Below are 19,917 nucleotides of genomic sequence, written 5' to 3' on the forward strand. Positions count from 1 at the left end.
CAGAAGCCAATGTAGGGGGTCAACAGGCCAGATTCGACTGGCCAGATGAAAGTGCCGGATTTTTCAGCCTTCGTGGAAGTGGTTGTAGACCAGTTTCGCCACCTGTTCGGAAATTCCGTCCACCTTCCGCAGATCCTCGATTGCCGCACGGCTAACCGCCTTGGCGGTGCCGAATGCCAGCAGCAGCGCCCGCTTGCGGCCGGGGCCGATGCCGGCGATCTCGTCGAGCGGGCTCTTGACCATCTCCTTCTTGCGGCGAGCCCTATGCGAGCCGATGGCAAAGCGGTGGACCTCGTCGCGCAGTCGCTGGACGAAATAGAGCACGGGGTCGCGCACAGGCAGGGAAAACGAATCCTTGCCCCTGACGAAAAAACGCTCGCGGCCGGCATCACGGTCCTGGCCCTTGGCAATGCCGATGGCGACGACGCGATCCTCAATGCCAAGATCCGAGAGGATCTTGCGCACCGCCGTCATCTGGCCCTGGCCGCCGTCGATCAGGATGACATCGGGCCAGGCCGGGAAGTTCCCGGAGATGTCGTCTTCGATATCATCGCCCGCTTCGGCTGCCATCGCCTCGCCTGCCGCATCGTCGGCCACGACAACGTCGCCATGGTCCTTGAGCAATCGCGAAAAGCGCCGCTCCATCACCTCGCGCATCATGCCGAAATCGTCGCCCGGCGTGATCTCGGTCGAGCGGATGTTGAATTTCCGGTACTGGTTTTTCACGAAACCTTCCGGTCCCGCGACGACCATGGCACCGACGGCATTGGTGCCCATAATGTGCGAGTTATCGTAGACTTCGATGCGCACCGGCGGCTTGGCGAGGCCGAAAGTCTCGGCGAAACCGGCCAGCAACCTGCCTTGCGTCGACGTTTCGGCCAGCCGTCGGCCAAGCGCCTCACGGGCATTCTGCAGGGCGTTGTCGGTCAGGTCTTTCTTCTCGCCGCGCTGCGGTACCGAGATCGCCACCTTGCGGCCGGCACGGGTCGAAAGCGCCTCGGCCAGCAATTCCTGATCCTCAACGGTGTGCGACAGGAGAATGTTACGCGGCGTCGGCTTGTCGTCATAGAACTGCGCCAGGAAGGAGCCCAACACTTCAGCCGCCTCCAGCGCCGGGTCAGCCTTGGGGAAGTAGGCGCGGTTGCCCCAGTTTTGGCCGGTGCGGAAGAAGAACACCTGGATGCAGACCTGGCCGCCTTCCTGATGGATGGCGAAGACATCGGCCTCGTCGACGGTCGCCGGGTTGATGCCCTGATGGCTCTGCACATGGGACAGGGCCGCAAGCCGATCGCGATAGATGGCGGCGCGTTCGAAATCGAGGTCTTGCGAGGCCTGCTGCATGGCGGCCGAGATTTCGGTCTTCACCTTCTGGCTGCGGCCGGACAAAAAATCCTTCGCCTCGGAGACCAGCTCGGCATAGCCGTCATGCGAGATTTCGCCAGTACACGGGCCGGCGCAGCGCTTGATCTGGTAGAGCAGGCAGGGCCGGGTCCGGTTTTCGTAGAAGGAGTTGGTGCAACTGCGCAGCAGGAAGGCGCGCTGCAGCGAATTGATGGTGCGGCCGACGGCGCCGGCCGAGGCAAAGGGGCCGAAATAGTCGCCCTTGCGCGAGCGCGCGCCGCGATGCTTGTAGATGCCGGGCGAGACATGGTCGCCAGTCAGAAGGATGTACGGAAACGACTTGTCGTCGCGCATCAGCACATTGAATCGCGGCCGCAAGCGCTTGATAAGATTGGCTTCGAGCAGCAGGGCCTCGATCTCGGTGCGGGTAACGACGAACTCCATCGTCGACGTCTCGCGCACCATGCGGCCGATGCGGTTGGTGTGGAACCGGCCTTGCGCGTAGTTGGTGACACGCTTCTTCAGGCTGCGCGCCTTGCCGACATAGAGCACGTCGCCGGCGGCGTTCATCATGCGGTAGACGCCGGGCGCATTGGGCAGCCGCTTGACCAGCGTCTGGATCACCTCGGCACCGACCATGCCGTCGGCGTCACCGGCATGCGGCGTCCAGTCGATGGCCGTGAACGCGACATCCGGGCCGATCGGTTCGATAATCTCCTCGATCGCCTCATCCTCGAGGTCGATTTCGGGAGGAAGGTCATCGGCGCCGCCGCGCGGCTTGTTCTTTTGGTCTAGAGGACTCATTCCGCCATGCCTGTCACATCGGGCGTCTGCCATGCAAGATGCTGGCCGCCATCCAGCGCGATCATCTGGCCGGTGACCGAGCGCGCCTCCCAGAGATAGCGGATGGTGGCGCCGAATTCCGGCAATTCCGGGCCGCGCTTCAGGATCAGGCCAGCGAGCTGTGCGTCAAAATCGGAATCATCCTGGCGCACATTCTTCAGCGTCGGACCCGGACCGATTGCGTTGACGCGGATGCGCGGGCCGAGCGCCTGCGCCAACATCTGCGTTTGCGTCCACAACGCGGATTTGGACAGCGCGTAGGAGAAATAGCGCGGCGTCGGCCGCCAGACGCGCTGGTCGATGATGTTGACGATCAGCCCCTCCTGCCCCGCCGGCAAGGAGCGGGCGAAATTCTGCGCCAACAGCGCCGGGGTTTTCACGTGAATGGCAAAGTGGCGGTCCCAGGCCTGCCAGTCGAAATCCTCGACCGAATCGTCGACGAAAAGCGAAGCGTTGTTGACCAGCAGCGAGATCGGCCCCAGCACGGCTTCCGCCTGGCCCACGAGATCGCTGACGGCGTCCATGTCGGTCAGGTCGGCGATCACCACCGCTGCGCGGCCGCCAGACTGGTTGATCCCCGCGGCCAGTGTATCCGCCTCATCGCGCGAGCCGTTGGCGTGGATGGCGACTGCGAAACCATGGCCGGCGAGGTCTTCGACAATTGCCTTGCCGATCCGTTTCGCCCCGCCCGTCACCAGCGCCGCGGCAGTGGCTTTACTCATCTGCTGTCAATCCTCAATTTCGGCCCGAAAACACGACGCCGACGAAATATGGCCTCGCATGCGTTAAACGGCATTCGCACCTGGGGCAGCATTGTGGCGAAACGCCCGGTTCGGCATCGCGACTCGTCCTGGACTCGGAACCGCTGGACCGCAATATAGGGCGCTGGACTCCTTGCACCAAGCGGTGTGCAGTGCAGCACGAAGTGGCTGCTGACATTTCGCTGTTGCGAAGATGCAACGTCAAGGTTCCGCCTCATTCGCGCCGGGGAATGACCCAAGTTCAGGTTCGCTTCAGCCGCATTTTGACACGACATTTGGAACCGACGAACGCCAGATCCGTTTCACCCCCCGGACGGGTTGATGGCGATCGTGAGAAACAAGCCTGTGTCCTGTGGCTTAAGGAGTAAAGAACAATGCAAGCCAATCTTAAATTCGCACGGCCGCTGGCCGTGGCCCTCGGCCTCTTCGCCCTGGGTGGAACCGCTTATGCCGCGGACGTCGTTCAGGAAGAGCCGCCGGCACCAGCGCCGATTGCGGAACTGCCCGTCGCGTCCTGGGCCGGCCCCTATGCAGGTCTGAACGTCGGCTACGGCTTCAGCGGCCACACCAAGGAGAAGGATCTCGGTGTCGACAACGTTGACGTTGGCACCAAGGGCTTCGTCGGCAGCGTCTTCGGCGGCTATCAGTGGCAGCAGGAGAACTTCGTGTACGGCGGTGAAGCCGAACTCGGCTACAACGGCGTCAAGGGTGACGATAACGGCGTCAATTCCAAAGCCGGCTTCGAAGGCTCGCTGCGTGCCCGTCTCGGCTACGCCGTGACCCCGGAAATCCTGCTCTATGGCACCGGCGGCCTCGCCGGCAGAAGCTTGAAGGTGGAAGACACCACCTTCGGTTCAGACCGCGCCACGATGCTCGGCTGGACTGCTGGTCTCGGCACCGACATCAAGCTGACCGACAATGTGTTCGGCCGTGTCGAGTACCGCTACACCGACTTCGGCTCGAAGAGCTTCGACGGTATCGGCAAGGTCAAGGCCACGGACAACCGCGTCACCTTCGGCGTCGGTATGAAGTTCTAAGTCGTTCAAGCCACGACACGAAAAAGCCGGGCCTCGTGCCCGGCTTTTTTTGTGCCTTGCCGTTCAGCCTGGAATCGCCGGCTTCAGCTCAGGAAACTTCTCGTCGAAACGCGCCGCCCAGCGGGTCAGACGGCCACGGCCCTTTTCCCATTTGCCGGCGAAGCGCAACGAGAGGTAACCAAGACAGGCACGCAACGCCATCTGGCCGGTCGTGATCTTCTTGGGCAGTTTCGGCGGGTTGGCGTTGAGCAGGTCGAGTGCTGCCGTGATCTTTGCCCACTGGCGGTCGAGCCAGGGCTGATAGACCATCTCGTCGGGGCGGGTGCGGCGCTCATAGACCATCGACAGTGCGCAATCACAGATGCCGTCGGCCAGCGCCTCCAGCACTTCCGCTTCCAGCCGCTTGTCGGGATTGCGTGGAAACAGCGCGTTCTTCGAAATCCGGTTGAGATGCTGGGTGATGGCGCGGCTGTCGTAGACCGAACGGCCATCGTCGAGCACCAGCACCGGAATCTTGCCGAGCGGATTGGCACCGATCAGTTCGGCCGGTTTGTCCTCGGTCTTGACCGCAACCAGATCGATGGCGATGCCGGCATAGGCTGCGGCCATCCTTACCTTGGAACTGTAGGGAGAGGTGGATGCGTAGAGCAGCTTCGGCATGATCGGCTTCCTGTTTGCAGACGCTCAGTGTTGACTGGACAGGCTCCTGCGATCAACCGCCAGAACGCAAAAAAGCTGCTGCCAGAAACCGGTCGCGATTTCTGCCCAGGCATCACGACAAGCCTACGGGCTGTTACGCTGGAAATCACATACAGGCGACGAAAACAGGCTGAGCGGAATCAGACCTGCGTCGCACTTCACACGCCCCAGGCATTGTGCCGGGACCTTCGCCAACACGGCAAGGAGAGAACCAGATCGGGCGAGCGAGGCAGCCAACTGACGCGCCTCGCTCTGCTTGCCCCTCGGCCCCTTCCCGATGCTCAGCCCCGAGGGCTGAACCCGTTGCCGAATATGCTTCGACCCAGAGCGTCAGAGCGTCCTTTGCGGAGTCCCGAAGGACACGCGACGCCCCAACGACCCGGTCTACTTCTTGGCCGGAGCCTTCGCCTTCGCAGGCGCTGCCTTGGCCTTCGGCGCGGCGGCTTTCTTCACCGCGGGCTTTGTCGCGGCCGCTGCTGCTTTCACAGCCGGCTTTGCCGCTGCCTTCGCGGCGGGCTTTGCCGCAGCCTTGGCAGGCGCTGCCTTCTTGGCCGCGGGTTTTGCCGCCGCCTTGGCCACTGGCTTCTTCGCCGGGGCTGCCTTCGCCGCCGGCTTTGCCGCTGCCTTGGCGGGCGCTGCCTTCTTCACTGCCGGCTTCGCCACAGCCTTGGCTGCGACCGGCTTCTTGGCCGGTGCTGCCTTGGCTGCGGGCTTTGCCGCCGCCTTCGCAGGCGCTGCCTTCTTCACTGCCGTTGCGGCCTTCGCCGCGACTGCTTTTGCAGGTGCTTTCTTTGCCGGTGCCTTGGATGCCGGCGCTTTAGATGACTGCTTAGCCATGTCATGCCCCTTCACGTTATGCCGATGGCCGTGAATGACCCCGGCGCGCAATGCATATCTGACTCGCGGCTCGCTAGCCAGCGAAGCAATGGTATGATTTTCTCAGCTTAAATTTTGGTTGAGATCCGCACATGATCGCACTCGTCATCGCAAAAATCCTCTGTTGATCTTCTGATGCCATCAGCAATTTGACACCGGCATTCTCGATGCGACGCCACCATGAAGCTGCAAAGATTAGCCCGCAGCTTCACGCATGATCTTCGGTCGTAAATATCATGACCTGCCGTCTCATCGAGGCGATCATCTTCTGCAAGCGAGCGGTCCGCGTGCTATGCGACGACCCATCTGAAGATCACCTTGTCAAGCATGCTTCCGTCGCTCGGTGGCTTGTTGACAGATGACTCTGCTCAGCAGAGTATTCTGCACCAGCTATGAGTCTGCTTCGATTTCGACCCCATGAAAGCAATGACGCTGTTCGCGAATCGCCTGGCCACATATGGCCACAGCCCAAGGCTTTGCCGCATTGGAGCTTCTAGATGAGCGCCGACGACATTATCCACCAGAGCACACGGCTCAGGATCATGGCCGTGCTGAACACGCTGGAAAGGCGCGAGGCACTGGAGTTCACCCAGTTGAAGGCGATGATCGACACCACCGATGGAAATCTCGGGGCACATCTCGATACGCTGGCCAGAGCGGGCTATGTCGATATTGAAAAGCTGTTCGTCGGGCGACGGCCGCAGACACGGGTCAAGGCAACAACGATTGGGCGGCGGGCCTTTCGCGGCCACATTGCCTTTCTTCGCAAGATCATCGATCAGGCCGAGCCGACACAACGCAGGAAATAGCACTGCCTCAGCGCGTGGCGACCACGGCGATGCCGGCGCCGATCATCACGCCGCCTGCCGCGCGGTTGACCCGGCGCACAATCCTGGGCGTGCGCAACAGATTGCGGGCACGGCCGGCGAGAATCACATGCCCGCCGATCACCACGATTTCGACAGCCAGGATCACTGCGACCAGGATGCCGAGATGCGCTGATGTGAGCGAGGCCCCGACGACGTTGGGCAGCAGTGCCACATAGAACAGCGGCATTTTCGGATTGCCAAGATTGAGCGCGACACCCGTGGCAAAGATCGTCAGCAGGCCACGCCGCCCCGAGACGGGCTGCAGCTCCGGCACGACGGGCGCGGCCGTCCAGAGCTTGATGCCCATCCAGACCAGATAGGCCGCTCCGCCATAGCGAAGCACCGTCATGACGATTGCCATCTTGGCGGCGATAATCGCCAAGCCGAAGGCAGCGAGCACAAGGAAGATGAGGATGCCGACCACGGTGCCGGCGCCATAGGCGATGCCCGACGCCGCGCCGCTGGAGATCGTGCGGGCGACGATCGTCATGTTGTCGGGGCCAGGGCTGGCGGCGAACACGAAGAAGGCGGCCGCGAAGGCAAGGATGGTGGCAAGGTCCATGAAGGCTCCCGAAGGTAATGCGTTACTCTCGGGTGTTCAGATTAGCCGATTTGCTTGCCGGCGATAGCCCGAAAAATTCAGCGCCTTCGCGACAGCAGCAGCGCGGCCGCCGCGGAGGCCACGCCGAACAGGCAGGTGCCGCTCCAGCCCCATGCCGAATAGGCAAGCCCTGCGAGACCCGAGCCGCAGGCGCCGCGAGTATCACCAACAGGCCATTGTCGATCGTGGCGCTGCGCGTGCCGACAGGTGCATGCATTATCGTCACGGCTGATAGCCGAGGCAGATGGCGCCTAGCGCGACGACGGCGCAGGCACCGACCCGACGCGGCGTCAGCGTCTCGCCGAGAAACAGTCGGCCGATGAAGGCCGCGAAGACGACGCTGGTCTCGCGGATCGCGGTGATCGGACCGGCAGGCCCGAGCGCGAAGGCCGCAACCACGACGCCATAGGCCAGAAGCGCGAACAGGCCGCCGCCCAAAGCCTTGCGGGTTTCCGGCGCTCGCGGGTCGACAATGAGCCGGCCGCGATAAGCGACAAAGGTCGCCGGCAGCAAGGCGCCGTAGGCCAGCAGGACCCAGGCTGTGTAGGCGCCGACATTGCCCGCCACACGAACGCCGATCGCATCGACCGTCGCATAGGCGGCGATGATTGCCCCGGTCGCCAGCACATAGAGGATCGACGTCGTGGCCGTTCTTCCACGGCCAAGCGAAAGACCCATGATGCCACCGCCGATCAGGGCAACACCCACGCTCTCAGGAATGGTGATCTGCTGGCCGGCGAACAGGAAGCCGCCGAGCGTGACGAGCAGAGGCACGCTGCCGCGAACAATCGGATAGACCTGCCCCAGTTCGCCATAACGGTAGGCGGCCACCAGAAACATGCTGTAGCCAACCTGCAGGCCGGCCGAGAGGGCGACATAGGGCCAGGCTGATGCGGCTGGAAAGCCGTTGAGGATTGCAAGGGGAATGGCGAGCGCCGTGCTGGAGAAGCTCATGACGGTGACGGTCCACAACCTGTCGGCTCCGGTTCGCAGAAAGGCGTTCCAGCTTGCGTGCAGGATCGCGGCGAAGAGCGCGAGCCCGATGACCAGCGGGCTCATTGCGGCCTGCGCGAAGCGGCGACGATATCCAACGCCGTCTTGCGGGCTTCACGAAGGGCGGTGTCCGCCTGCCCCATCTGCGCCATCAGGGTCGCCCCTTCGATAAACATCAACAGCGTCGCCGCGACGTTCTCGGCTCGCCCGCGCGGCATCGCCTGCGTAAGGATCGACTGCATGCGCTGCCTCAAGCCATTCTTCTGCCGGGAAACAGCCTCGAACACCGGATGCCGGGGATCGCCGAACTCGGCCAGCGCATGGGCGAACAGGCACCCATGAAAATCAGGGCTGCGGAACCAGCGCCCATACCAGTCGAAAATCTCAGCGATCTTCTGCTCCGGCGCGATGTCCTTCAGGGCAAGCCGGTCGAGCTGATCGTCAAAACGCCTGGCACGATAGTCGAGTACCGCGACGATCAGTTCGTCCTTGCTGGGGAAATGGCGGTACATCGTCATCTTGGCCACTTCGGCCTCGGCGATTATCCGGTCTATGCCGGTGGCATGGAAGCCGGCGCGCTTGAACAGCGCGTAGGCGGTTTCGATGACATGCTGGCGTTTGTCGGAGAGAGCTGACGGCGTCATGATACGCACCAAGTGATGAGACAGGTCTGTCTCATAGCTATGCGGCGGATAGTGTCTTCTGTCAACACGGCACGAAGAACGCCTGCGGCCAATCCGGTCGCAGGCGCTAAAGGAAATCGATTGTGGGAAGGCCGCCCTTAACGCAGGACGCGGCAGCGGCCATTATAGACCATCCAGCGGTCGAAGCCCGAGACGCAGAACTCGACATTGTCGCCGATCGAGGCAAAGCCCTGGCCTTCCTCGATCAGATACCAGATTGTCCGGTCATGGCCGTCGGAGAGGCTGACGGTGGCGCCGCAATAGCGACGGCCGATCGGCCAGGTGTCGTTGGCCGGCAGATAGCGGTGCTGGTGGATACGCCGGAAGTCGGTGATCTGCACATCCGGCAGATGCGGCACGTGGTGCACCTGGTAGGAGAAGCGGCTGGAAATCTTGCTCAGCACCCAGGGCTGGCCGCAGACGCCGCCATCGTCGTCGGCATAGACGCCATAGTCGGCCGCCTGCACTGCCTGCGTGACGCCGAGGGGCGCGGCAAGCGGGGTGCAGAGCGAAATCAGGGCAGCAAGTGCGGATTTGGCGAAGCGAGTCATGACAGCCTCTCAAGGTCGATTGCGCGCACTGTGCGGATTCGCTTGGCGGCGGTCAAGCGGTTGCCGAAACAATGGTTTCCAGAAACGAGCTGGACCTTCCACCAACGTCCTTACCGGCTGCGTGTTCCTCTCCAGGTCAGACCTCGGGAAGAAATGCAGGGTTAAAGACAACTTCCCAGAGATGGTCGTCCGGGTCCTGGGAATAGCCGGCATAGCCACCCCAGAACGTGTTCTGGGCCGGTTTGACGAGGCGCGCGCCGGCGCTGATGGCCTGCGCCATCACGGCATCGACCTCGGCCTCGCTCGTGACATTGTGACCGATGGTGAACTCGGTCGGGCTGCGGCCGGTTTGGGCAATGCCGGCGTCAAGAGCGATATTGGGGCGTTCGAAGATCGCGAACTTCAAGCCACCCTGCAGATCGAAGAAGGCGACGGCGCCGTGCTCGAACTCTTTCCCGATGATGCCTTCGGTCGGAAGCCCGAGTCCGTTTTGGTAGAATTCGAGCGACGCTTCCAGATTGTCGACGCCAAGCGTGATGACGCTGATGCGAGCTTTCATTTCGGTTTGTCCTTTCTATATTCACGACTGCGCGATGTCGGTGGCCGCGAATGGCACCGAAATGCTTCGCGCGGTTTGCCATGGTGGGAACGGTGCGCCTTGAAGATTTCGGCCAAAATGGCCGGGGCCAGTGGCTCGATGGCGGCTTGACGGAGGCTGACGGGATGGAAGCGGTACTGGCGCAAACCACGGGCTTTTTCCAGGAACGGTCCGCAGAGGGGCGACTGGGCGCCGCCTTCGCATCCGTCTGGGTCCACCGGATGCGGGACCAGGACGCTCCACCTGTCGTGATAACGCCAGATGCGACGATCGACCTGCAATGGATCGACGGCCGGTTCCGGGTCGCGGGACCTGACCGGGAGCCGCAGATCGAGATACTGCCGCCAGGCGCGACGATTGTCGGATTCAGATTCCGGCCAGGGGCCGCCGCCGGTTGGCTGGGCGTGCCGGCCGACCGGATCATCGGAGAACGCCTTGACTTATGCGAGCTCTGGGGCGCCAGGGCGCGCCATCTGGCAGGCCGCATCCGGGCCACGCCCGATCTCGCTGGGCTGGTGGAACAATTGGAGGCGGCAATCGGGGCACAGGCTCAAGATCGCCATGCGCCCGATGCGGCCATGGGCTTTGCCTTTGACGTTATCGACCGGGGTCTGCCAGCCAACAAGCCGCTGGTGCCTTTCCTCTTGCGCTCCCTGCATATGAGCGAACGAACATTGCGGCGCCGTTTCGAGGAAAGTTTCGGCTACGGCCCCAAGACGCTCCTCCGGATCCTGCGCTTCCACCGCTTCAGGCGCCTGCGAAAGGCATCCAGCAATACCTCGACCGCGGTCTTGGCGATCGAGGCCGGTTATGCCGACCAGGCCCACCTGATACGAGAAAGCAGGCGGCTATCCGGCATCACGCCGGCCGCGCTGGCTGCGCTGGCTGACACTGGAGTGTAGCAGGGCCGCGACCGACATGGTCTAAGCCGTGCCCGCCTTCTCCCCAGCCAGCCATTCCAGCGACCAGTGCGCGGGCCTGCCCACGGCTAGCAATTTGTGCAGGGCTGGCAGCAGCGTGCGCAATTCGCCTTCAAGAATGAAGGGCGGGTTGACCACGATCAGGCCGCTGCCGTCGAGGCTGGGTTCCGAAGAGGCCGGCCTGATCTCGAATTCTATGTCGAGAATTTTCGGAATGCCGGATTGCTTCAGCGCTTTCCTGAAGGCGATGATCGCCTTGCGATCCTTGATCGGATACCACAGTGCATAGATGCCGCCGGGCCAGCGCTTGTACGCCCTTTCGAGCCCGTCGACGAGGCGATCGAACTCACCCGGCTCCTCAAAGGGCGGATCGATCAGCACCAGGCCGCGCTTCTCCTTTGGCGGCAGATGCGCTCCGAGCGCCAGCCAGCCATCCAGCTCCATGACCCTGGTCTGGAAATCGCCGGCGAATTCGGCCTTGAGCTTCGCGACATCTTTCGGGTGCAGCTCGATCGCCGACAACCGGTCCTGCTTGCGCAGGAGATGGCGTGCGAGCAGCGGCGAGCCCGGATATTTCTTCACGCCGCCCTCGGGATTGAGCGAGCGCACCGTCTCCAGATAGGCCGCCAGCAGCGCCCTCGTCTTGGCGTCGAACGAGGCATCGATCAGCCGGCCGATGCCGCCATGCCACTCGCCGGTCTTCTGTGCTTCGACCGACGACAGATCGTAGCGGCCGATGCCGGCATGGGTATCGACGACGCGAAATGCCTTGTCCTTCTGTTTCAGATAGTCGAGCAGCCTTGTCAGCACGACATGCTTGACGACATCGGCGAAATTTCCGGCGTGATAGGCGTGGCGATAATTCACTTGGATCCCCTGCCCCAGCGTGGCGGTGGCGGCTGCGAGTTCGGATTTTCCGGCCGGCCGCCACCAAAGCGCAAGGTCAGCAGGAAGCCGACCAAGCCGATCGCCATCAGCACAAAGCCGACCGGCCGCGCACGCCTGTCTGCCTTACCAGCACCGGAGCGCAAGATGAGATCGACCGCACGTATCGGAATGTCCTCGGCGTCGCCTGGACCAACGGTGAAGGTGTAGGGGCCGGGATTGACGGTCGCGATGATACCGGCCTCATCGCGAAAAATCTTGTCGGGCAGTTGCGGGCTGACCTGGCGCGGATTGTCCGAGTGGTTGAACTGCAGCGTCGAGGCAAGCGCCGTGCGGCCATTGGCGGCAGCGGTCAGCGTCAGTACGGTGCGCTGCTGCGAAACGATGCGCTCGGCCCGCGCCGTCAAATCGACCAGCACTCGCACCGGCGCGTCGCGGTCGGAGAGTGGCACCGTCACCGGTTTGAAATGGCCCTGTTCGTAGACCCGCCAAGTGCCGATCTCATGGCCGGAGAAGTTGGAGATCGCCCAGGGATAGAGGGCACCGACGCCAATGCCGGCGAGCAGGATCAGGAAAAACAAGAAGCGCATTCATATCACCACAAAGTACCGCAACCCTGCCAATAGCGCCCCGACGATCAAAAGGCGATGGCTTGGCCATCGATCCAGCCTGCGTTGCCAACGCTTCGAAATTCGCGCAACGCTTCCGGCCAACGAAGCGACCACGGTGATGCCTCTTGATGTTCCATGCCAAATAGAACCGTGCTGATCACCGGGGCGCGTGCCCCTGTCGCACTGCATCTGGCGCGCCTGCTCCACGCCGCCGGGCGGCGCGTGATCCTTGCCGACAGCCCGGCCCATCCGATCGCCGCCGCAAGCACGGCCTGCGCCGGCTATTTCCGTCTGCCGCCACCGCGCTTTGCCGGACGTGCCTATGGCGATGCCTTGGAAGCGCTGGTGCGCAGCGAAGGCATCGAACTCGTCATCCCGACTTGCGAAGAGATCTTCCATCTCGGCCAGGTCTGGCGCGACCGCGCCGTGCCGGCCCGGCTGTTTGCGCCCGATATGGCGCTGTTGGCAGAGGTTCATGACAAGCACGCGTTTATACGACTGGCCGAAAGCCTCGGCCTTGCCGTGCCGGAGACAGCGCTGCTGCAAAGCAAGGATGATCTGCGAGCCGTGCGTGGTCAGTCCCGCGAGCTGGTGTTCAAACCGGTCTGGTCGCGTTTTGCCAGCCATGTCCTGCTGCGCCCCCCACCGGAAACGCTCGACGCCATCAACCCGTCACCGGCAATCCCATGGGTGGCACAGCGTTTCGTCAGCGGCGATGAGATCAGTGCCTATGCGGTGGCGGTGAAAGGCGAGCTCAAGGCCCTGGGGCTCTATCGCTCGCTCTACCGCGCCGGCAAGGGCGCCGGTATCTGCTTCGAGTTGGTCGACGACCCTGCCGTGCGAAGGTTCATTGCAAGCTTCGTTGCCGGCACCGGCTGGACCGGACAGATTTCCTTCGACCTGATGCGCGACCAGAGCGGCGGTATTCTGCCGCTCGAATGCAATCCGCGCGCCACCAGCGGCCTGCATTTCTTTTGCGACCCGCAGCGCTTCACCGAGGCCGTGCTCGCTGATGGCGACGAGGTGATGCCGGACGTTAATGTGCCACAGACGGTGCGGCTGGCGATGTGGATTTATGGATTGCCGGCGGCTTTGCGATCGCGAGAGATCGGGCGTTTCGCCCAAACGATGCGCGAAGCCGGCGAACTGCTCGACTGGCCCGGCGACCCCGCGCCGAAGCGGGCACAATGGCGCGCCTTGGCCGAGATCGCCGGCACGGCACTGCGCCAGCGCATAAGCCTGCAGGCCGCGTCGACCCGCGACATCGAGTGGAACGGACCGCTTCAGGATTGATGAAAATGATTCCGCAAACGCGCCTATCGCTTTGTTCAGGCGAGCTTTTCTGACTGTATCCGTAGAGACCTAAAGTTCGATCTGGTGAACGCGCGGCTCCGTCGCGGCCGATGGCATCTTGCCGTCCATGATGGCTGATATGTCGCGCCGCAGGAAATCCAGCGGCCCGATTGCCGGCAGCACCGCAGGCGGAAAGCGCGCATTGTCGCTCGCCGATTTCAACACCTTGCGATCCTGCTCCAGCGCAATGTTGAACAGCGGTTTGAAGGCGAGCGCCTTGAGATGACCAAAGCCACCCTGGCGCTGGCCGATCAGCCAGCCGACGCCCTCGACGGTCCGCTCATCGGCCTGGCGCAGATGAAAGGTCGTCGCCAGCACGAGCCCGCCCTTGCCCCAATATTCCAGCTCGGCGATGCCGGGGTAACGGAAGCGGCCGATGGTTTTGGTCCGCTCTCCTTCCAAAAGCCGGCTGATAAAGCCCTGCTGGCGCTCTTCGCCGGTGTAGCAGGCTTCGACCCAGCCCTCGCCGCCGGTGACCTCGACCCGAACCAGATGGCGCTTGGCACTGAGGCCCCGCAACAGACCCTTATGGGTGAAATGCGTGTGCGTGGCATCAAGGATGTTCTCCGCCGCATCGATGACCGTCGATTGCGTCGAAGAACGCACGCGCCGCACGATCACATCCTGGCCCTGCATGCAGTGCAGATAGGGTTCGCCTGTGGGCGCGCCGATCGCCACGAAGACGACGCCGTCACGCTCGATCGCATGATAGCGCCGCACCCGGTAATGCGGCACCGCGCCGACGTGGCCGGGAATGGCGGTGCAGTGACCGTCGCCGTCGAAGCGCCAGCCATGATAGGGACATTCGAGCTCGCCCTGGATGATCTTGCCAGTCGACAATTCGACCAGACGGTGCGCGCAACGGTCGAACAGGGCCGATATGCCGGTGCTCGAACGAAACAGCACGATCGGCGCGCCATCAAGCAGGACACGCCAGGGCTTGCGGCCAACATCGGCCGACAGCGCCACCGCTTGCCAGATGTCCTTCGGCCCGATCTTGCCCTGGCGTTCGCTCAAAGTTCAAATCTCCGCAGCAGTGGTATGCCCACCAGCGCCAGAACCTTTTCCATGATCCGCACCGCCGCGCGGCGACGGCGGGGTAAATGGCCGACATAGACGGCGTTGTACTCGATTGCCGGCACGGCGCCGCGACGGCGTTTGAAATCGGCCGCACCGGCGCTCATGTTAAAGAACAGACCCCGCGCCGTGGCATGATCCTGCGCCATCGCCATCGCCATGCGGTAGAGCGCGTCGCTGGCCGGCAGGCTGGTGTCGTAGCCGACGATGGGTTGGGTCAGCGTCCCGCCATTCTCGAACAGGCCGGTGACGGCGACGAGCCTGCCACTGCCGTCACGCAAGCCGGCGAGCTGCAGAATACCGCGCCGATGCATCTCGCTGATGTAGCGTGCGGTGTAGTGCGGATTGAGCGGCGTGTACTTGTCGAGATAGAGCATCGCGTAGAGCTCTTCGCTCCTGGTGTAATCGGCATCGGTGAAGTCGCTGTTGCCAACACGTCGATAGGGCGTCGCGCGCAATCGGGCGCGGTCGCGCTTCATGTCGCGTGTCATTGGCGGTGTGGCACTGCGATCGGCGAAGATGTAGATCTGCCGCGCCGCCAGCATGCGAAAGCCCTCCGCCTTCAGTGCCGCGATGGTCGAGCGATCGGCGATCTCATTGAGCGAACGGATGACGATGGCGCGGTCGGGAAAGCGCGCTGTCAGACCGACCCTTATCGCCGCGATCGCAGTTCTGTCGAGCCGGGGCACCGGATTGGTCGAATAGAGCCAGTTGTTGAGCTGCGCCTGGTGATCGAGACCGCTCGCTTTGACCAGCGGCGCGCAGGCTCGGATCAGCGCGCGAACCGTCCCTTGCAGCAGTGGCACTGAGCTGAAGTTGCGCGTTTCGTCGATGGCGTAGTCGATATAGGCGCTGGACGGACAGCAGATGTAACAGTTCGGCGCCTCCCGGGCATCGTTCAGCGTCAGCGGAAAGCTCCGCCCGGCAACCTCAAAAGTCTCGACCTTGACCGTCAGGTTGCGAATGAGATCATGCACCGGCACTTCGTTGAAAAGTCCGACGAAGACCTCGACCTGGCGTGGGCTGTTCTCGACCCGGTCGGCCTGGGTGTCTTCGAGGGTTGCGAGGCTCATGGAGCCGCTCCTGGCGTCAGCCGACATTCTACACGGCGCAGTTTGCGGCTGGTTTCCAGCGTCAGCGGTGCACGAACGAGTTCGACAGTGGCGATTGACCGGCGCGCCGCTAGCAGCGCGCGCACTGCCGCCAGTGCGGCCTGCGCTGCATCACCGGCAAGGTCGGGCGCCAACCGCAATTCGACGGCATCGGGTGTGGTCAGGATCAGCCGGAAATCGTCGATGCGGCGGTCCGCCTTCAGCACAGCGTTTCGCAAAATATCGGGGGTGACCAGGATCCGTCCATGCGCTGAGGTCTACCGGAAAGCATCGTCCACGCGCCCGACAATCTCGTCCACCGTGCGCAGTGGCGAGCCGCAGCGACAGGGCGCCTTGGACAGACGCAACAGATCGTTCATGCGATAGCGCGCCATGATCTGCGTGCGCCTGCGGAAGGCGGTGACCAGCGGCGTGACCAGGCCGTCGCCGACCGGCTCGAATTCGAAGTGCACCGAATCTTCCGCCAGATGAAGGCCGCCTTGCCGGCAGGTGACCGCGAACAGCCCTTCCGTCGCCATGTAGATCTGGTCGAGCGGAAGCGAGAAAAATGCCTCGATGATCGGCCGGTCGACCGGATCAAGTGTTTCGGCGGCCGAGAAGATGCGGACCGGCGACAGCTTGAAATTCTCGGTTGCAAAATACCGCAGCATCTTCGGCGGCGCGATGATCACTGTCGGTGCGAAATTCTCAAGGTCCCCACGCCAGCCTTCCGGACCAAGGGTCAGGTCGAAGAAGCCGAGTTCGATGCGCCGGGATTTCCGGGCGCTGTCGTAGAGCCCGGTGTTCTGCGGCAGAATCACGGCCACGCGCTGCCGGCGCCACAGAAGATCGGGAATGGCTTTGGCCAGGATTGCGCCCAGCCAACGATATGTCTCGGCTTCGGAAATCACGAACAGGCCGCGATTGCCCGAAGTGCCGGTGCTGGCGCCAACGGTCAGGTCGCCGAGGCGGCCATCGGCGGAAGCCGCGGTCCAGGCATCGCTGGCCGACACGCCGGCGATGTTGAAGCGCCCGAAATTCGCCATCAGCAGTGCCTTGTCGGTCACCGGCAGATCGCCGAGACAGCGTGGCGGTTTGCCGTAGAAGGACGCCCTCGGCAGGTCGTGGTCGAGCCAGCGGCGCAAGGCTCGCGCCTGCCAGCGTTCGAAGTTTTCGCGGCTCTTGCGCGACACCCATTGGGTGACGGCAAACGAGCCCAGTGCCTCAGTGAGCCCGTTCATTCGCCCCCGGCGTCCAGATCGTATGGCGTCGGAACGGGATCGTGGCAGAAGATCACGTCGCCACCCGCCGCTGCAAAGCGGCGCAACATAGCGCTGGTCGGCTCGATGGCAGCGAAATCCTCGGCCAGCAGGCTCGCCGGAAAGCCTGGCGTGCGCTTCTGCAAAAGTGCCGCGACCAACCACTGCACGTCGACCGCGTAAAGCAGCGGGCGCTCCCTGTCGGGAAAGAGCAGGCCGAACTGGCCATCGGCATGGCCGGGCAAATCAACGGCGACCACGCTGCCGTCGCCGAACAGATCGGCGCCGCCGGGAATAGCTGCGCGCGACGCGACCTGTTGTTTCGCCGACAGTCCGTCGAGCCGTGCCTCGAAATCCGCCGGAAACAGTTCGGTGAACACACCATGATGCAAGTTCTGCCAGGCCGTCCGTGCCTTCAGCCGTGCCCAGGCAGCGTCGCTGGCGATGAAGCGGGCATTGGGAAACAGCGACAGGCCGGAAACGTGATCGGCATGGAAATGGGTGACGATGACAGCGCGGATATCCCGCGGCGTGAGACCGAATTGCGCCAGCAGCGGCAGCGGTTGTTCTGATGCGTTGAGCTGAGGCTTCAGCACCGCGCCGTAGAGGCGCAGTGCCGTACCTCTGTGGTCGCCACTGATCGCCTGCGGCGTATAGCCGGTGTCCACCAGCACCGGGCCGGCCAGCGGATGGATGATCAGGCCATAGCGGACACGCAGCCGGACGCTGCGCCAGCCGCCGCCGCGCAGGATCAGCCTTTCGGCGGCACTGACCCAGGCGCTGTTGGCAAAGACAATCTTCACGCAGCCGCCCTCCCTGCGTCTTCCGCCCCGTTGCCGAATGTGCGGTCGAGACCCTCCTCGAACGACACTTTCGGTGTCCAGCCAAGAATACGCCCGGCCTTGGAAATATCGAGGCTCTGGGCATAGGCGAACAGGCCAAGGCCGTAGCGGGTCACCAGCGGCTCGGGACGACCCGGCAAACGCAGCGCCACGGCCTCCATCACGCCCGCCGCCAGCATCGCCGGCCATAGCGGCATCTTCCGCCAACGCACGGCCACACCGGCACGGGCGCAGGCGCCTTCGGCGATGCGGCGCACCGGCAGCACCTCGCCACTGGAGACATTGAATATCTGGCCATGAGCGGCGTTGCTGACTTCGAGCGCGGCAAGCACCGCGTCGACCACATCGTCGACATGGGTGAGGTCGATGCGCGCCTGGCCGTCGCGAAACAGCGGCAGCGGCCGCTGCGCCGCGTCAAGCAGGCGTGGCAGCAGCGCGCGGTCGCCGGCGCCATAGATGCCGCGCGGCCGCAGGACAACTGGTCCGATCTCGGGCGCTGCCAGCACGATCTCCTCGCTTTGCCGCTTTGTGCGGGCATAGGCGTTGACCGGCTTCGGCAAGGCCATGTCCTCGGACACGCCGAGCTGGTCGCGAAAAGCGAAGCACACCGATGGGCTGGAGATGTGGACAAAGCGGCGCACGCCTTGCCGCCGCGCGAAATCGACGAGATTGCGGGTTGCCATGACATTGGCTGTCTCGAAATCCGACAGCCGGCCGAAGGGCGTCGAGAGTGCTGCGCAATGGACGATGGCGTCGAGTTCGCCAAACGTGGCGTTGATCGAGGCGTCGAACGGTTGCGACAGGTCGATGCGGACAACCGTATGACCGGCCGCTTCGAGTGCCGCGCAGCGTGCGGAGTCGCGGCCCTGTGCCACCATCTGTGTGCCGTCCGCTGCCAGACGGTCCACGACATGTGGACCGAGGAAGCCGCTGGCGCCGGTGACGAGCACGCGCCTCATGCTTGCAGCGCCATGCCGCCGAACGACACCCCGGCCGAGGTGCCCAGAAAGAGCACTTTTGCGCCGGGCGTGATGCGCCCTTGCCGGCGGGCCACGTCGAGTGCAAATGGAATGGAGGCGGCGATCTGGTTGCCGTATCGTGCCGCGATGTCGACCAGATTTTCCCTGGCGAAGCCTGTCTGGCGCGCCATGTGAGCCAAGGCAAGAGGGCTGGCCTGATGCGGCACGACGAGGTCGACATCGTCAAGCCGCCATCCCGCCCGTTCGAGAAGGTCGCTGACGAAGCTGTTGAAATGGCGCGACGTGACGCGAAACAGCTCCTTGCCATCCATGTGGAACAGAGTGTGGCTGGCGAACTCCTGCGGCTGGCCGTGGAAATCGAACCGCGTGCCACCCGAACCGATGCCGCAGGCATCGTAGGCCGAAGGATAGGTGCGCATGAGATTGGCCATTACCTTGGCCTCCCCTGACGCCGACCGGCACAGAACAGCCGCCGCCGCGCCGTCGCCAAAGAGCGCGGCGATTTCCGGCTGGTCTTTCCATGGCAATGCCCGCGAAGCGATCTCCGAAGAGAAGATCAGCGCCCGTTGGCATTGCCCGGCTTCGATCATGCGGCCGGCGGTCTCGAAAGCGGTGAGGAAGCTGAGGCACGTGCTGTTGACGTCATAGGCCGCGGCCGAGCCATCGGCCATGCCCAGCCGCTGCATGACCAGCGGCGCCGTCGACGGCAGCGGCTGGTAAGGCACGCCGCAGCCGCCGATGATGAGATCGATTTCGCTGGCCTCGATCCCGGCATCGGCGAGCGCCACTTGCGCCGCCGTGCAAGCCAGATCGATCTGCGATTCGCCTTCACAGACATAGCGCTCGATGACGCCGGTGACGGCTTCGAGATGGCCGTGGCCAAGCCCCAATCTTTCGTCAAGCGCGAGCGATGTCACGCATGCAGCCGGAACGGCACGCCCGGTTCCGATGATCTCGATCCGCATTCTCAGCCCGCCGCGTGAGTTGCGCATTTTCAATTTCAATGCTTAAACCGGATCGTTCGTCGATAACTGCGTCCTTTGCAAG

General features: G+C 63.4%; 22 protein-coding genes. 4 read left to right on the forward strand and 18 right to left on the reverse strand.

Translation table 11 applies throughout. From position 1 onward, the window contains the following. Positions 1-63: 63 nt before the first annotated feature. Together uvrC and ACZYHG_RS27830 are read right to left on the reverse strand one after the other, a co-directional pair. On the reverse strand, positions 64-2,145 hold the full coding sequence (uvrC, locus tag ACZYHG_RS27825; RefSeq protein WP_464611297.1) for an excinuclease ABC subunit UvrC: 2,082 nt from the start codon (positions 2,143-2,145) through the stop codon (positions 64-66). Then, the gene (locus tag ACZYHG_RS27830; RefSeq protein ID WP_464611298.1) at positions 2,142-2,906 is read right to left on the reverse strand and encodes an SDR family oxidoreductase; all 765 of its coding nucleotides are present in this window, start codon (positions 2,904-2,906) and stop codon (positions 2,142-2,144) included. Before ACZYHG_RS27830 ends, uvrC begins: the two co-directional genes overlap by 4 nt. Before the next feature lie 413 nt (positions 2,907-3,319). Between ACZYHG_RS27830 and ACZYHG_RS27835 the strand changes: the two genes are divergently transcribed. Then, positions 3,320-3,982 carry an outer membrane protein gene (locus ACZYHG_RS27835; protein WP_464611299.1) on the forward strand — a complete coding sequence of 221 codons (663 nt, stop codon included), beginning with the start codon at positions 3,320-3,322 and terminating at the stop codon, positions 3,980-3,982. Positions 3,983-4,045: 63 nt separating this feature from the next. Here the strand turns inward: ACZYHG_RS27835 and ACZYHG_RS27840 are convergent, their stop codons facing one another. Then, positions 4,046-4,642 (reverse strand): glutathione S-transferase, encoded by a 597-nt coding sequence (locus ACZYHG_RS27840; protein ID WP_464611300.1) that lies wholly within the window; start codon positions 4,640-4,642, stop codon positions 4,046-4,048. Between the two features lie 423 nt (positions 4,643-5,065). Beyond that, positions 5,066-5,518 (reverse strand): hypothetical protein, encoded by a 453-nt coding sequence (locus ACZYHG_RS27845; RefSeq protein ID WP_464611301.1) that lies wholly within the window; start codon positions 5,516-5,518, stop codon positions 5,066-5,068. A 536-nt stretch (positions 5,519-6,054) separates the two neighbouring features. Here ACZYHG_RS27845 and ACZYHG_RS27850 point away from each other — a divergent pair. Further along, the gene (locus ACZYHG_RS27850) at positions 6,055-6,366 is read left to right on the forward strand and encodes a transcriptional regulator (protein ID WP_464611302.1); all 312 of its coding nucleotides are present in this window, start codon (positions 6,055-6,057) and stop codon (positions 6,364-6,366) included. A 7-nt stretch (positions 6,367-6,373) separates the two neighbouring features. Here the strand turns inward: ACZYHG_RS27850 and ACZYHG_RS27855 are convergent, their stop codons facing one another. The 5 genes from ACZYHG_RS27855 to ACZYHG_RS27875 form a co-directional block, all read right to left on the reverse strand. Then, entirely contained in the window at positions 6,374-6,988 is a 615-nt protein-coding gene (locus ACZYHG_RS27855) for a LysE family translocator (RefSeq protein WP_464611303.1), read from the reverse strand. Positions 6,989-7,249: 261 nt separating this feature from the next. After that, on the reverse strand, positions 7,250-8,086 hold the full coding sequence (locus tag ACZYHG_RS27860; RefSeq protein WP_464611304.1) for an EamA family transporter: 837 nt from the start codon (positions 8,084-8,086) through the stop codon (positions 7,250-7,252). Then, entirely contained in the window at positions 8,083-8,664 is a 582-nt protein-coding gene (locus tag ACZYHG_RS27865; RefSeq protein WP_464611305.1) for a TetR/AcrR family transcriptional regulator, read from the reverse strand. The genes ACZYHG_RS27860 and ACZYHG_RS27865 overlap by 4 nt, the downstream gene beginning before the upstream one ends. Positions 8,665-8,801: 137 nt before the next feature. Next, positions 8,802-9,254 carry a hypothetical protein gene (locus tag ACZYHG_RS27870; RefSeq protein WP_464611306.1) on the reverse strand — a complete coding sequence of 151 codons (453 nt, stop codon included), beginning with the start codon at positions 9,252-9,254 and terminating at the stop codon, positions 8,802-8,804. Between the two features lie 136 nt (positions 9,255-9,390). Continuing rightward, complete coding sequence (locus tag ACZYHG_RS27875; RefSeq protein ID WP_464611307.1) at positions 9,391-9,813, reverse strand: VOC family protein; 423 nt, start codon at positions 9,811-9,813, stop codon at positions 9,391-9,393. Between the two features lie 50 nt (positions 9,814-9,863). Here ACZYHG_RS27875 and ACZYHG_RS27880 point away from each other — a divergent pair, with 50 nt between their 5' ends. Then, positions 9,864-10,754 carry an AraC family transcriptional regulator gene (locus tag ACZYHG_RS27880; RefSeq protein ID WP_464611308.1) on the forward strand — a complete coding sequence of 297 codons (891 nt, stop codon included), beginning with the start codon at positions 9,864-9,866 and terminating at the stop codon, positions 10,752-10,754. Between the two features lie 21 nt (positions 10,755-10,775). Here ACZYHG_RS27880 and ACZYHG_RS27885 read toward each other — a convergent pair whose 3' ends face one another. Together ACZYHG_RS27885 and ACZYHG_RS27890 are read right to left on the reverse strand one after the other, a co-directional pair. Continuing rightward, positions 10,776-11,639: a 23S rRNA (adenine(2030)-N(6))-methyltransferase RlmJ gene (locus ACZYHG_RS27885; RefSeq protein WP_464611309.1), complete on the reverse strand. Its 864-nt coding sequence runs from the start codon at positions 11,637-11,639 to the stop codon at positions 10,776-10,778. After that, a complete protein-coding gene (locus tag ACZYHG_RS27890) occupies positions 11,636-12,247 on the reverse strand; it encodes a hypothetical protein (protein ID WP_464611310.1) in 612 nt (203 codons plus the stop codon). The genes ACZYHG_RS27885 and ACZYHG_RS27890 overlap by 4 nt, the downstream gene beginning before the upstream one ends. 156 nt (positions 12,248-12,403) lie before the next feature. Between ACZYHG_RS27890 and ACZYHG_RS27895 the strand changes: the two genes are divergently transcribed. Beyond that, positions 12,404-13,561: an ATP-grasp domain-containing protein gene (locus ACZYHG_RS27895; protein WP_464611311.1), complete on the forward strand. Its 1,158-nt coding sequence runs from the start codon at positions 12,404-12,406 to the stop codon at positions 13,559-13,561. Positions 13,562-13,630: 69 nt separating this feature from the next. On the opposite strand, the gene ACZYHG_RS27900 is transcribed toward ACZYHG_RS27895, so the two are convergent. From ACZYHG_RS27900 to ACZYHG_RS27930, 7 genes are read right to left on the reverse strand one after another with little or no spacing between them, the layout of a single operon-like run. Then, the gene (locus ACZYHG_RS27900) at positions 13,631-14,638 is read right to left on the reverse strand and encodes a Rieske 2Fe-2S domain-containing protein (protein ID WP_464611312.1); all 1,008 of its coding nucleotides are present in this window, start codon (positions 14,636-14,638) and stop codon (positions 13,631-13,633) included. Next, positions 14,635-15,771: a GNAT family N-acetyltransferase gene (locus ACZYHG_RS27905; protein WP_464611313.1), complete on the reverse strand. Its 1,137-nt coding sequence runs from the start codon at positions 15,769-15,771 to the stop codon at positions 14,635-14,637. The genes ACZYHG_RS27900 and ACZYHG_RS27905 overlap by 4 nt, the downstream gene beginning before the upstream one ends. Then, complete coding sequence (locus tag ACZYHG_RS27910) at positions 15,768-16,016, reverse strand: hypothetical protein (protein WP_464611314.1); 249 nt, start codon at positions 16,014-16,016, stop codon at positions 15,768-15,770. The genes ACZYHG_RS27905 and ACZYHG_RS27910 overlap by 4 nt, the downstream gene beginning before the upstream one ends. Before the next feature lie 51 nt (positions 16,017-16,067). Further along, complete coding sequence (locus ACZYHG_RS27915; RefSeq protein ID WP_464611315.1) at positions 16,068-17,030, reverse strand: CoF synthetase; 963 nt, start codon at positions 17,028-17,030, stop codon at positions 16,068-16,070. Further along, positions 17,027-17,851 (reverse strand): MBL fold metallo-hydrolase, encoded by an 825-nt coding sequence (locus ACZYHG_RS27920; protein WP_464611316.1) that lies wholly within the window; start codon positions 17,849-17,851, stop codon positions 17,027-17,029. The genes ACZYHG_RS27915 and ACZYHG_RS27920 overlap by 4 nt, the downstream gene beginning before the upstream one ends. Beyond that, positions 17,848-18,849 carry an NAD-dependent epimerase/dehydratase family protein gene (locus ACZYHG_RS27925; protein ID WP_464611317.1) on the reverse strand — a complete coding sequence of 334 codons (1,002 nt, stop codon included), beginning with the start codon at positions 18,847-18,849 and terminating at the stop codon, positions 17,848-17,850. The genes ACZYHG_RS27920 and ACZYHG_RS27925 overlap by 4 nt, the downstream gene beginning before the upstream one ends. Beyond that, on the reverse strand, positions 18,846-19,862 hold the full coding sequence (locus ACZYHG_RS27930; protein ID WP_464611318.1) for a 3-oxoacyl-ACP synthase III family protein: 1,017 nt from the start codon (positions 19,860-19,862) through the stop codon (positions 18,846-18,848). The genes ACZYHG_RS27925 and ACZYHG_RS27930 overlap by 4 nt, the downstream gene beginning before the upstream one ends. Positions 19,863-19,917 lie beyond the last annotated feature (55 nt).

It is taken from the genome of Mesorhizobium subarcticum (genome assembly GCF_055456085.1).